The following is a 12512-nucleotide window of genomic DNA, read 5'->3' on the forward strand; positions in this document are numbered from 1 at the left end:
CGAGCGGCCGGCAAAGCGGGCGCGGGGCCGTGGACGGCGCCGGTGCGGCTCGCCGGGCGCCCGTCCGGCGCTGCAGGGGCATGCCGGCCGGGAACAGGGCCGGCGGCCGTGTTTTCGCGGCGGCCAGGTCCCGGCAGCGACCGCGCCCCATTCCGGCACCGGGCAAGGAGGCGAAGGGGTTGCTTCCCACACCCAAGAAGGTCACTGTGGTGGCGGGCAGCGGCGAGGGCGACCACAAGCTGACGGCCTTCGACAACGCCCTGCTGGCGGCCGGCATCGGCAACCTCAATCTGATCAAGGTGTCCAGCATCCTTCCGCCCGACTGCGAGGTGGTGGACAAGCTGGACATCCCTCCGGGTTCCCTGACCCCCACGGCCTACGGAACCATCGCCAGCGACGTCAAGGGCGACCGGATCGCCGCGGCGGTGGCGGTCGGGTTCTCCGACCGTGACTACGGCACCATCATGGAATTTTCGGGGCATTGTACCCAGAAGGAAGCCGAGCAGGCCGTGCGGGCCATGGTGGAAGAGGCCTTCCGGCGTCGGGGCATGGCCCTGCGGGAGGTGCGGGTCGCCGCGGCGGAGATGGTGGTGGGGGACCGGCCCGGCGCCGTGGTGGCTGCGGCGGTGCTCTGGTATTAGGTTTCAGCATGCCGGGCGGCGGACCCGCCACCGGAGGGCGCCGTTCCGGCGGTAGAGCGGGGTGGGCGCAGTGCAGGTTTGGTTCTCCGAAGACCAGACGGCCGACCTCCGGATCTCGGTACGGGTGCGGCAGGTGCTCCACCAGGAGCGCAGCCCCTACCAGGAGATCATGGTGCTGGACACCGTCCAGTTCGGCCGCATGCTGGTGCTGGACGACGTGATCCAGACCACCGAGAAGGACGAGTTCGCCTATCACGAGATGATGGCCCACGTGCCCCTGTTCGCCCACCCCCACCCGCGGCGGGTGCTGGTGATCGGCGGCGGGGACGGCGGCGTCCTGCGGGAGGTCCTGCGCCACCCCACGGTGGAGGAGGCCCACATGGCGGAGATCGACCAGCGGGTGGTCGAGGTCTCCCGCCGGCACCTGCCCGAGCTGAACAACTTCGCCGACGCCCGCGCCCGGGTGTTCTTCACCGACGGCATCCGCCACGTGGAAGAGCATCCCGACACCTACGACGTGATCATCGTCGACTCCACCGATCCGGTGGGGCCGGCGGTGGCCCTCTTCGGCTCGGACTTTCACCGTGCCGTCTTCCGGGCGTTGCGGCCCGGGGGCATCTTCGTCCAGCAGTCGGAGTCGCCCTTCTTCAACCGCGAGCTGATTCGCCAGGTGCAGTCCTCGCTGCGCCAGGTCTTCCCCGTGGCCGGCCTGTACTGGGGCGTGGTGCCCACCTACCCCGGCGGTTTCTGGACCTACAGCGTGGGCACGCGGGGCACCGACCCGCGCCGGCCGCGGGAAGGGGCCTGGGAAGAAGCGCGCCTCCAGACGCGGTACTACAGTCCGGAGATCCACCGGGCAGCTTTTGCACTACCACCCTTCGTTGCCGAGCTGGTGGAGGCGGAGCCGGCCGGTGCACCGGCGGGTGGCCCACCGGTTCCGGGCGGCAAGGGGTCTTGAGGGACACGGCCATGGAAGAACCCTGGTCTCCCGGCCTCTGGGAACGGCCGGGACGGTTCATGGCGGCGGAGGCCGGCTACCCCGAAGCCCTGTGGGTGCTGGCCGGCGCGCCCCTGGAGCTCACCGTCAGTTACCGGGCGGGCACCCGCTGGGGGCCCGCCCGCATCCGTGAAGCGTCCTACGCCCTGGAGACCTACAGCCCCCATCTGGACCGGGACCTGGAGGAGCTGGCGATCCACGACGCCGGGGACATCGCCCTGCCGCTGGGCAATCTGGGCCAGAGCCTGGCCCGGATCGAGGCCGCCCTCCGGCGGCCCTACGCCGGCGGGAAACGGGTGCTCCTGCTGGGCGGCGAGCACCTGGTCACCCTGGCGGCGGTGAACGCCGCCCTGGACCGCTATCCGGACCTGGTGGTGGTCCAGCTGGACGCCCACACGGACCTGCGCGACCGGTACCTGGACGAGCCCTACTCCCACGCCACGGTGATGCGCCGGGTGCTGGACCTGGTGGGTCCCGGCCGGCTCTGGCAGCTGGGGCCCCGTTCGGGGCTGCGGGAAGAGTTCCAGCTGGCGCGGGAACAGGGCCGGTTCTACCACGACGTGGAGGAGGGTGCGGACGCCCTGGCCGGCCAGCTGGCGGGGCCGCTGCGAGGCGTTCCCTTGTACCTGACGGTGGACATCGACGTGCTGGATCCGTCGGTGGCGCCGGGAACCGGCACCCCCGAGCCCGGCGGGCCCGACTTCGCTACCCTGCTGCGGGCCCTCTACCGGCTGGCCCGGGCCGGAGCGCGGCTGGTGGGGGCCGACATCGTCGAGACGGCGCCGCCCCTGGACCCCAGCGGGCGGACGGAAATCGTGGCGGCAAAAATTGCCCGGGAAATCCTGCTGGCCTTCACGGGGGAGGTGGCGCAGTGATGGCGATGGATCCCGTTGCGGCGGCGCGGCAGCAGGTGCGCCAGGCCCTGGAGTCGGCCGCCGCTGCAGCGGTGGCCGCGGGCGAGCTGCCCGGCGAGGCGGCGCCCGGCACCGAGGCCTGGCGGGGCGTGCAGGTCGAGGTGCCCCGGGATCCCCGCCACGGGGACTTCGCCAGCAACGCGGCGCTGGTGCTGGCAGGGCGGGCCCGCCGGGCCCCCCGGGAGGTGGCCGCCGTCCTGGAGCGCCACCTGCCGGGCGGCGCCTGGTTGCGCAAGGTGGAGGCAGCCGGCCCCGGGTTCCTCAACTTCCATCTCGCCGACGACTGGTGGAGGGAGGGCGTGCGGGCCATCCTCCGGGCGGGCGAGGCCTTCGGGCGCACGGACCGGGGCGGCGGCCTGCGGGTGCAGGTGGAGTTCGTCAGCGCCAACCCCACGGGGCCGCTGGGCGTGGTGAACGCCCGGGCCGCCGCCCTGGGCGATGCCCTGGCCCGGGTGCTCCAAGCCGCGGGCTACCGGGTGGAGAAGGAGTTCTACCTCAACGACGCCGGCAACCAGATCCGCAAGCTGGCCCTCTCCCTGGAGGCCCGCATGCGCCAGGAACTGGGCCAGCCGGCGGAGATCCCCGAAGGCGGCTACCCCGGCGAGTACCTGATCGATATCGCCCGGGACCTTCTGGCCGCCGAGGGCCCGGCCCTCCTGGACCGGCCCGAGGAAGAGCGCTGGGAGCGCATGGCCCGGTTCGCCGTCGAGGCCATCGTGGCCCAGATGCGCACCCAGCTGGCGCGGTTCGGCGTGGAGTTCGACGAGTGGTACCCGGAGACCCGGGTGCGGGAGGCCGGCTACCCCGAGCGGGTGCTGGAGCGCCTGCGCCAGCGGGGCATGGTGTACGAGCAGGACGGGGCCTTGTGGCTGCGCTCGTCCGCGGTGGGAGACGACAAGGACCGGGTACTGGTGCGGCGGGACGGCGAGTACACCTACACCCTGGTGGACATCGCCTATCACCTGACCAAGTGGGAGCGGGGCTTCCAGCGCGCCATCGACATCTGGGGCCAGGACCACCACGGCCACGTGGTGCCTATGCAGGCGGCGCTCCGGGCCCTGGGCCTGCCCGACGGCTGGTTCGAGGTGCTACTGACCCAGATGGTGCACCTGGTGCGGGGCGGCCAGGCGGTGCGCATGTCCAAGCGGCGCGGCGAGCTGGTCACCATGGCCGAGTTCCTGGATGAGGTGGATGTGGACGCGGCCCGGTACTTCTTCTTGATGCGCTCGCCCGACACCCACCTGGACTTCGACCTGGACCTGGCCAACCTGCGCTCCAGCGAAAACCCGGTCTACTACGTGCAGTATGCCCACGCCCGGGCCTGCGGCATCCTGCGGCAGGCGGAAGCGGAAGCCGGCTTGCGTCCTGACGGGTCGGCCGACCTGAGCCCCCTGGGCGACCCGGCCGAGCGGGATCTGGCCCGGCGCCTGCTGGATCTGCCGGGTGAGGTGGCGGCGGCGGCCGAAGCCCGGGAGCCCCACCGGCTGACCTATTACCTGAAGGACGTGGCCACCCTGTTCCACCAGTTCTACACCCGCTGCCGCGTGCTGGGTGAGGAGGACCCCGTGGCCCGGGCCCGGCTGGTCCTGGTGGACGCCACCCGCCAGGTGCTGGCGACCGCCCTGGGGCTCCTGGGGGTGACGGCGCCCGAACGGATGTAGGCGGCGCCGGCGGCCGCCCCGGGCCGGGGTCCTGCCGCGGGACCCGCCCGCCCGGGCGGCCAGCGAGCAATCCGGAGGGGGATCGATGGCCAAGTTCATCTTCGTCACCGGAGGCGTGGTCTCGGCCCTGGGCAAGGGCATCACCGCCGCCTCGCTGGGCCGCCTGCTCAAGGCCCGCGGCCTGCGGGTGGCCATCCAGAAGATCGACCCGTACATCAACGTGGATGCGGGCACCATGAGCCCGCTGCAGCACGGCGAGGTGTTCGTCACCGAAGACGGGGCCGAGACGGACCTGGACCTGGGGCACTACGAGCGGTTCATCGACGAGAACGTCTCCCGGGCCCACAGCGTCACCACCGGGCAGGTCTACCAGGCGGTGATCGAAAAGGAGCGGCGCGGGGACTTCCTGGGCGGTACCGTTCAGGTGATCCCCCACATCACCAACGAGATCAAGGGCCGCATCCTGTCGGTGGCCGAGACCAGCGGGGCCGACGTGGTGATCGTCGAGATCGGCGGGACGGTGGGCGACATCGAGGGCCTGCCCTACCTGGAGGCCATCCGGCAGCTGCGCCGGGACATCGGCCGTGACGAGGTCATGTACATCCACGTGACCCTGGTCCCCTACATCGGTGCCGCCGGAGAGCTGAAGACCAAGCCGACCCAGCACAGCGTCAAGGAGCTGCGCAGCATCGGCATCCAGCCCGACGCCATCGTCTGCCGCTGCGAGCGGCCCCTGCCGCGGGACGTGCGGGAGAAGATCGCCCTCTTTTGCGACGTGGAACCCTCGGCGGTGGTGAGCAACCCCGACGTGGACACCATCTACGAGGTCCCCCTGCGCCTGGAGGAAGAGGGGCTGGGGGAGATCGTGGTGCGCCGCCTGGGCCTGCCCCGGCGGGAACCGGACCTGCGCCAGTGGCGGGAGATGGTCGAACACATCAAGCATCCCGACGGCCAGGTGCGGATCGCCGTGGTGGGCAAGTACGTGGACCTGACCGACGCCTACATCAGCGTGGCGGAGGCCCTGGGCCACGGCGGCATCGCCCACCGGCTGGGGGTCGACCTCCACTGGATCCACAGCGAGGCCGTGGAGGAACAGGGCGCCGAGCGCCTTCTCAAGGACATGCACGGCATCCTGGTTCCCGGGGGCTTCGGCTACCGCGGCGTGGAGGGCAAGATCGCCGCAGCCCGCTATGCCCGGGAACACGGGGTGCCGTACCTGGGCATCTGCCTGGGGCTGCAGTGCGCGGTGATCGAGTTCGCCCGCCACGTGCTGGGGCTTGAGGAAGCCCACAGCACCGAGTTCGACGCCGGCACGCCCCATCCCGTCATCGACCTCATGGAGGAACAGAAGCAGGTCACCAACCTGGGCGGCACCATGCGGCTGGGGCGCTATCCCTGCCGGCTGGAACCGGGATCCCTGGCCTGGGAGCTCTACGGGCGGCAGGAGCTGATCTACGAGCGGCACCGCCACCGCTACGAGGTGAACAACCGGTACCGCGACCGCCTCAATGCCGCGGGCCTGCGCACCACCGGCGTGTGGCCGGAAGGCGATCTGGTGGAGGTCGTCGAGTTGCAGGGCCATCCGTGGTTCGTGGGTACCCAGTACCACCCCGAACTGAAGTCGCGGCCCACGCGTCCCCACCCCCTCTTTGCCGGTTTCGTCCGGGCGGCGGCGGAGCGAGCCGGCCTGCGGCCTGTCCGGGCAGGGGCCCGGTCCTGACCCCGCGGGCGCCGGCAGGGAACCGGGGCGGCTGAACGGAACCTGAACCTGAACCGGCAGGGATACCGGGTACCCGGCGGGGCCCGGACGACCGGCGGGAGGAATCCCCCACGAGGAGAAGCGAACCATGACCAGCCAGCGTCAGCCATGGGCCAGCCGGCGCCTGCAGTGGGCTTTTGTGCTCGTCCTCGGCCTGCTGGTGGCCGGATCGGTGGTGGCCCTGCTGGTACCCGGCGGAAGAGACGGCCTGGGGGCAGGAACCGCCGGCCAGATCGCCGTGGTGACCATCGACGGGCCCATCGCCGCCGGGGCCAGCGCCGAGGGGCTGCTGGGCGCCGTGGTGGGGGCCGACGACATCGTCAGCCAGCTGCAGCAGGCCCGCGAGGACCCGGCGGTAGCGGCCGTGGTCATCCGGATGAACACGCCCGGTGGCAGCGCGGCCGCGGCCCAGGAGATCGGCGTGGCCGTCCAGCGCCTGCGGGAGGCGGGGAAGCCGGTGGTGGTGTCCATCGGCGACCTGGGTGCCTCGGGAGGCTACTGGATCGCCGCCATGGCCGACCGCATCGTCGCCAACCCGGCCTCCCTGACCGGCAGCATCGGCGTGATCATGGAGGTCACCCACTACGAGGACCTGTACGAGAAGCTGGGCATCGATGTCGAGACCATCAAGAGCGGGCCCTTCAAGGACATCGGCTCGGCCACCCGGCCGCTGACGGCCGAGGAGCGGCGGTTGCTTCAGGGGCTGGTCAACGACATCTACCAGCAGTTCGTCGACGTGGTGGCCCGGGGGCGGGGCATGAGCCGGGAGCGGGTGCTGGAGCTGGCCGACGGACGGGTTTTCACGGGGCGCCAGGCCAAGGCGGAGGGCCTGGTGGACCAGCTGGGCACCTTCGAGGATGCGGCCGACCTGGCCGCCCAGCTGGCGGGGCTTGAAGACTACGAGCTCATCGAATACGGTCCCTCCAGTCCCTTGCAGGACCTGCTGCGCTGGCTCGGCGCCAGCGGCCGCACGGGACTGGTCCAGGGCGCCGGCCTGGTGCCGGAGCTGGTGCGCTGGGAGCTGTACCGGGCGGTGCCTCGCTAGTACCTCGGGCCGCGGTCCGGGAAACCGCCGCGGGTGAGGAGCGCCCCGGCCTGCACCGGCGGGGCGCGACCAGGGGGGAAGGGCGGAGTGGAAGAGCAGCCGAGGAACCAGGGCGAGCAGGCGGAGACGGAGCGGGGTTTCCAGGAGGAGGCGGGGGCGTCGCCCGCCCGCCAGCAGCCCGATGGAGGCGGCGGGCCGTCCCGTGCCGATCAGCGGCCCGCTACGGAACAGCAGCCGGCCCCTTCCCCGGCGGGATCCGCTTCCGGGGAGAGGGCCGGGCGCGACGGGGACGGGGGGGCCTCCCGGGCGGGGGTCCCCGGCGGGCCCGGAGGGGTTGCAGAGCCTCTGGGCACCGGCGACCGGCCGGGGCTGGTGGACTGGGTGTTCGGGGTGATCTTCACGCCGCGGGCGACCTTTGCCCGCCTGGCGGCGCTGGACCGCCCGCCCCTGGGGATGCTGCTCACCGTGGCGATCCTGATCACCGCCGTCAGCGGCCTGGTGCAGGGCACGGCGGCCGTCCGGGAGCTGGCCCTGCCGGTGGCGCCCGGGGAATCCCCGCTGCTGCCCCCGGACCTGGCCCGGAATCCGGGAGTGAACCTGGCCCTGGGGGTGCTGGTGGCCATCCTGGGCGTGGTGATGATGTTCGTGGGAGCCGGGTTCCTCCACCTGGTCGCCGACCTGGCGGGCGGCCGCGGAAGCGGGGTCCACCTGCTGGCCGCCATGGCGCTGGCCTCCCTGCCCCCCAACCTGATCGGCATCCCCCTGGAGGCGCTGGCGGCGCGGCTGGGCAGCGCCGGGAGTGCGCTGCGCGACGTGAGCGCCCTGGCTATGGGCATCTGGTCGCTGATCCTCACCTACCGGGCCCTGCGGGCCACCAAGCACCTCAGCCGCGGCGACGCGCTCATCGTTTTGTTCGTTCCCGTTCTGGCCTTCCTGGGGCTGGCCGTCCTGGCCGTGCTGGTCATTGCGGGGGCAGCGGTGGTGGCGGGGGCGGCGGCTCCCTGAGCGGGCGCCGGCAGGCCGGGCCGCCCGGCTGTTGCGGGGATGGCCCCCGCCGCCCGCTTGGACACCCGTAGCCGGGGGCGGATGACTTCACCGTTCCCCGTCCTCCTGGGGGCTGCCGCCGTCGCCGCCCGAGGAGATCCCGGGCGGCACGGGGTGGCCGCCTCCCAGGCGGTGCTGCAGGGCCTGCCAGCGGGCCGCCAGATCCCGCGGGTTGCCGGCGTCCGGGCGGGCTATGGCTTCCCGGTAGAGGACGGCGGCCAGCTCCGGTGCGGGGCGCCGGAGCTGGTCGGCCGCGGCCACCAGCAGCCGGGCGGGGAGGACCGAGCGGGCGTCGGGCTGCTCCAACCAGGCGGCCAGACGGCGCCAATCGTTTTGGCGGAGCAGCAGTTCGGCGCGCAGGGCGGCATCGCCCCTCTGCTCCAGGTGGCGCTCTACCCCTGGGGCCACCCTCTCCCATTCGCCCGCGGCCCGGGCGGCGGCCTCCAGGGCGTCCAGGGCCGCCCGGGACGGGCGGTCGGCGAAGTTGGCGGCCAGATACGGTACCGCCCGCTCGGGACGCCCCCGGTCCAGCCACACCTCTGCCACTGCCTGGCGGGCCGCCGCCAAGACGTCCGGCTCGCCCGCCTGGGCCAGGGCACGGCGAGCCAGGCTGAGGGCCACCTCGTACCGCCCCGTTTCCCGGAAGAACCGGCTCCCGGCCAGCAGCGCCTCGGGGCCCAGGGCAGCGGCGGTGACGGCCACGGAGGCCGCTGCGCGGGACCGGAGCGGTCCCGGCCGGCCGGGACCGCCCGCCGGTTGGGCCGCGAGCCCTTGGCCCGCCGGGTGGGTGACGCCGTGGCCGGGCCGGCCCGCGGCACCCGGAACGTGGCGGGGGGCGCGGCTTCCGTTCCCGTCCCGGGTCGCCGGTTCGCCGGCGCCGCGGGTGCCGGGGGTGCCGGACCCGGCTGCGGGGTCGCCGGTGCCCGGACCGTGGCCGAGGGCCTCCGGTGAGCCGCCGGTGGGCAGGGCTTCCAGTCGGGTTAACAGGCGCGCGGCTGCCTCCCACCGGCGGAAGAGCCAGCGGGCGGCCGCCGCCTCGCCCCGGGCCCGGGCCGCCAGCACCAGGCCGGCCTGGCGCCAGAGAAGCCCCGTCACCGTCAGGGTCAGGGCGTCGACGGCGGCCGCCGCCAGGGCCCGGGAGGGAGAGCCGGGGCCTGTCAGGGGGGCCGGGGAGCTCTGCGTGCCTGCCCATCCGGCCTCCAGGGCATCCGCCCACCGGTGCAGGGTCTCCGGGTCGGGGTCTGCCCGGCGCTCCAGCTCCAGCAGCCACGCGGACGGGCGCGCGGCAGGCCGGGAGCCCGCCGGTGCCACGGCCACCCGGCCGTCCGGGGCGGGTTCCGGCGCCCCGGCGGAGTTTGGTTCCCGCCCACCGGCGGCAACGGGATCCTGCCGGGAGGCGGAGCCGTCATCCCCCTGGGCACCAGGGGTGGCACCCGCCGGACCCGTGCCGCCCGCCGGAGCCGGTTCCTCCGGCGGCGGGGCCGGAGCCGGGATCGCCGCGTCCACTTCGGCCAAGAGGGCCGGTTCTTCCTCGACCAGCCGGCGGATCAGTTCCAGCAGCTCCCCCCGGGGCCGTTCCTCCAGGTGCTCCAGCCGCTGGTCCACGGAGGCGAAGGTCTCGGGCGCGTGGATCCAGGCGTAAAGCAGCGCCACGGCATGCTTGCACAGGCCGCCCCGGGCCCGGCGCGGACACTCGCACTGGCCTGCCGCATCGGGCCCCTCCGGACCGCGCAGCACGTGGACCACCGTCCGGTAGACGCCGCGAGAGCCGCGCACTTCCCCCAGCAACCGGACACCCGAAACCAGGCGGTGTTCCACCCGGCCCAGCAGAAACAGGTCCAGGGCCCGGATGCGAACGGGCTCGGGCGCCAGCCGGGCCAGCATGGCCTCGTCGACGGCGGCCAGCAGGTGATCGGCCGGGGGATGGCCAGGGTGGTTCCGTTCCATGCTCGCTCATCCTTCGCCGGAGGCCGGCAGGGATACCTGGCGGCCGGAAGGCCGCTCCCCTCCAGGATAGCCCATTGCCGTCACCGCCGTCCGGACCCGTCCCGTCGGGGTGCGGGTCCACCATGGGGTAGCCGTCATGGCTACCTCGGGCAAAAAATGGGCGCCAGGGTCCACGGAAATCGCTTCCGGTGTATCGTGCTGAACACAGGTGGGGCCCGGACCCGTTTTATAATGGGCCTCCCAGGAATTGCACCGGTGCACGCTGGGAGGTGTCATCACGCCTGAGCAGGCTGCCGGATGCCGTTGCAGCCGGCAGCCGGGGGAGAGATGGGGGATGGAGTCGATGGACCAGCCACAGCACGGCCGGTGGGGGAAGGTGGCCGCCTACACCGAGCTGGCAAGAGCCAGCCGCTCCCTGGCCGCCGGTGGCGTGGAGCGCCGGTACTGGTACATCCTTTGCCGCGAGCGGACGCCCCATGGGGCCGTCTTTTTCTACATCAAGAGCCGGGTGGAGACCTGGGACGAGGGCCGGCTGACCGGCGAGGACTTTGCCGTTCAGCGGCTGCCCGGGCGCAACGACGAACAGGCGGCCCGCCAGAGTTTCGGCCGCCTGGCGGAGGCTCGGGTGCCCGTGTCGCCCGTCCACCTCACCGACATCTTGCGCGACCTGGCCCTGCTGGCCGCCGAGCACCCCTCCCGCTGGACCTTGCCGCCCCGGCAGGCGCGGCGGCACCCGCCCGCCCGTCGCCGGGCCCCGGTACCTGGTGCCCTGCACGGAGCGGTACCGCGCCCTACCGGCCTCCGCAAGGGGGAGCAAGCCGCCCGAGCCCGTGCCCGGGATCACGCCGCAGGGCCGCGAGCGGGCTCCGATGTACCCGGCGCCCTCCACGCCGGCGGGGGAGCCCGGCAGGACCGGTATGGCCGGCCGGAAGGCCAGGTCAGGCCCGTTCCCTACCCTGGCCAGGATCCGGCAGGAGAGGCCGGTCGCGGCTCAACCAGGGGCGCTGGGGCACCGGTGGTCCCCCGTGGAACGGCAGGCTGAGGACCGGCCGCCGGCCCCCGCAGGTGGTCCTGGAACCGGCCGGGGCCGCTGAACCAGTCCGCGGCCCGGAGGGAAACGGCCCGGGGCGGGTGCGGCCAGCGCCCGCCCCGGGCCGGCCCATGCCCGCGGGTGGAACCGCGTGTGCGCGGCCGTGCCGGTGCCACGGCACCCCGCAGCGGTGCCGGTGTCACGGTCCCCGGATCACCCCCGGATCAGCACCCGGCGGCCTCCTCGCCGGCCGCCAGGACTTCCGCCTGCAAAAGGGCTTCCAGCCGGGCGGTGTCCCGGACGTGGAGCGGCCGGGTGCGACCGACAATGCCCTGGCGCCGCAGGTCGGCCAGAACGCGGTTCACGCTGACCCGGCTGGTGTTGGCCGCCAGGCCGATGGCCCGCTGGGTCAGCGCTGCCGGTAGCCGGCTTCCCCCGCCGCCCGGCGCGGGGAAAGCCTGGGCCAGGGTGACCAGCACGTGGAGGATGCGCAGGCGGGCGCAAGGCCACAGCAAGCCCGTGACCCGGCCCAGGGTCTGGTGGTAGGACTGCATGCCCTGCTGGGCCAGAAGGAGGGCCAGACCCGGGCGGTGGGCCAGCATGGTGGTGAAGCGGTGGTACGGCCAGAAGGCAGTGTGGCAGGCGGTGATGGATGTGGCGGCCAGCAGGGCGGCCGGGCGGCCGAAGAGGGGGGCGGGATCCCCGGCCAGGGCGGGGGCGGTCACCACGGCCACCAGGCGCGCTTCGCCGCCGTCATCGGTGGCCAGGCGTAGTGCGCCCCGGGCGAGCCAAAAGATACCCTGGGCTGCGGTGCCTCCCGCGAATACCAGCTCGCCGGGCCGCCAGCGCCGGATCTGGGCCTGGGCCATGGCCCACCGCCAGTCCTGAGGCGAAATGCCCAGACCGTGGGGAAACCCTGCGGCAGGGGCCGCGGGGACGGGCGCAGGCCTCATCCCCTGGGCTGCCGGTGTCGCCTTGTCCGGCCATGGCCGCGAAGAGCGCGGCCGGCCGTCGACTGCCGGCGAAACCGGTGGCGGCACGGGTGCCGGGCCAGGTGACGGGGAGCAGGTGCGCTCGGGCGCACTGAAAGGGTTGACGGCATGGACCGGTCGCAAGGGCAGACCTCCTCACCGGAATGGGTGCCTCCCGGGATACTTCCAGTCGATAGGCTAATTTCCTTTTACTAGGTGTAGAGAGAAACGGGATTCGCCAGCGATGCGGTCCGCCGCCAAGGTCACCGGGGCCGGGTCGCCCCCGGGGCCGTCCCAGGATGCTCGGTCCACCTGGTCGTCCGGGTTCGACGTGGGCCTCAGGGTGTTCGGATCACCGGCCCCGCGGGCGGGCGCCGCGGGTGGGCCCCGCGGTTGGGCGTCCGTAGGCGGGCGCCGAAGGCGGGCCTCCCGGGCGGCCGCGGCAGGGGCTTGCGGGAAAAGCATGAATACTATAAAGGTTTACTTGCGCCATCGCGGCGGTG

General features: G+C 73.4%; 10 protein-coding genes. 8 read left to right on the forward strand and 2 right to left on the reverse strand.

The annotated features are described in order from the left end of the window. The first annotated feature begins 179 nt into the window (after positions 1 to 179). The 7 genes from THESUDRAFT_RS00745 to THESUDRAFT_RS00775 all read left to right on the forward strand — a co-directional run bounded on the left by THESUDRAFT_RS00745 (position 180) and on the right by THESUDRAFT_RS00775 (position 8022). A complete protein-coding gene (locus THESUDRAFT_RS00745) occupies positions 180 to 641 on the forward strand; it encodes a pyruvoyl-dependent arginine decarboxylase (protein WP_006902785.1) in 462 nt (153 codons plus the stop codon). Positions 642 to 711: 70 nt separating this feature from the next. Beyond that, positions 712 to 1599, forward strand: coding sequence for a polyamine aminopropyltransferase (speE, locus tag THESUDRAFT_RS00750; RefSeq protein WP_006902786.1), 888 nt, complete (start codon positions 712 to 714; stop codon positions 1597 to 1599). Beyond that, positions 1596 to 2513: an agmatinase gene (speB, locus tag THESUDRAFT_RS00755; RefSeq protein ID WP_242823195.1), complete on the forward strand. Its 918-nt coding sequence runs from the start codon at positions 1596 to 1598 to the stop codon at positions 2511 to 2513. The genes speE and speB overlap by 4 nt, the downstream gene beginning before the upstream one ends. Beyond that, positions 2513 to 4213, forward strand: coding sequence for an arginine--tRNA ligase (gene argS, locus THESUDRAFT_RS00760; RefSeq protein ID WP_006902788.1), 1701 nt, complete (start codon positions 2513 to 2515; stop codon positions 4211 to 4213). The genes speB and argS overlap by 1 nt, the downstream gene beginning before the upstream one ends. Before the next feature lie 85 nt (positions 4214 to 4298). After that, positions 4299 to 5933, forward strand: coding sequence for a CTP synthase (locus THESUDRAFT_RS00765; protein ID WP_006902789.1), 1635 nt, complete (start codon positions 4299 to 4301; stop codon positions 5931 to 5933). A 127-nt stretch (positions 5934 to 6060) separates the two neighbouring features. After that, entirely contained in the window at positions 6061 to 7017 is a 957-nt protein-coding gene (gene sppA, locus THESUDRAFT_RS00770; RefSeq protein ID WP_006902790.1) for a signal peptide peptidase SppA, read from the forward strand. Between the two features lie 87 nt (positions 7018 to 7104). Further along, entirely contained in the window at positions 7105 to 8022 is a 918-nt protein-coding gene (locus THESUDRAFT_RS00775) for a Yip1 family protein (protein WP_006902791.1), read from the forward strand. 87 nt (positions 8023 to 8109) lie between these two features. Here THESUDRAFT_RS00775 and THESUDRAFT_RS00780 read toward each other — a convergent pair whose 3' ends face one another. Continuing rightward, on the reverse strand, positions 8110 to 10008 hold the full coding sequence (locus THESUDRAFT_RS00780) for an SWIM zinc finger family protein (RefSeq protein WP_006902792.1): 1899 nt from the start codon (positions 10006 to 10008) through the stop codon (positions 8110 to 8112). Between the two features lie 334 nt (positions 10009 to 10342). Here THESUDRAFT_RS00780 and THESUDRAFT_RS00785 point away from each other — a divergent pair, with 334 nt between their 5' ends. Next, positions 10343 to 11050, forward strand: coding sequence for a hypothetical protein (locus THESUDRAFT_RS00785; protein WP_006902793.1), 708 nt, complete (start codon positions 10343 to 10345; stop codon positions 11048 to 11050). 212 nt (positions 11051 to 11262) lie between these two features. On the opposite strand, the gene THESUDRAFT_RS00790 is transcribed toward THESUDRAFT_RS00785, so the two are convergent. Further along, positions 11263 to 11907, reverse strand: a complete 645-nt coding sequence (locus THESUDRAFT_RS00790) for a Crp/Fnr family transcriptional regulator (protein WP_006902794.1) — start codon at positions 11905 to 11907, stop codon at positions 11263 to 11265. Positions 11908 to 12512 lie beyond the last annotated feature (605 nt).

The sequence above is a fragment of the Thermaerobacter subterraneus DSM 13965 genome (genome assembly GCF_000183545.2).
GTDB classification, from domain to species: Bacteria; Bacillota; Sulfobacillia; order Thermaerobacterales; family Thermaerobacteraceae; genus Thermaerobacter; species Thermaerobacter subterraneus.

Bases quoted from the DNA above. Each gene is read 5' to 3' on its own strand.
- THESUDRAFT_RS00780 (WP_006902792.1), bottom strand. From the start codon at position 10,008: ATGGAACGGAACCACCCTGGCCATCCCCCGGCCGATCACCTGCTGGCC.
- sppA (WP_006902790.1), top strand. From the start codon at position 6,061: ATGACCAGCCAGCGTCAGCCATGGGCCAGCCGGCGCCTGCAGTGGGCT.
- THESUDRAFT_RS00790 (WP_006902794.1), bottom strand. From the start codon at position 11,907: ATGGCCCAGGCCCAGATCCGGCGCTGGCGGCCCGGCGAGCTGGTATTC.
- argS (WP_006902788.1), top strand. From the start codon at position 2,513: ATGGCGATGGATCCCGTTGCGGCGGCGCGGCAGCAGGTGCGCCAGGCC.
- THESUDRAFT_RS00785 (WP_006902793.1), top strand. From the start codon at position 10,343: ATGGAGTCGATGGACCAGCCACAGCACGGCCGGTGGGGGAAGGTGGCC.
- THESUDRAFT_RS00765 (WP_006902789.1), top strand. From the start codon at position 4,299: ATGGCCAAGTTCATCTTCGTCACCGGAGGCGTGGTCTCGGCCCTGGGC.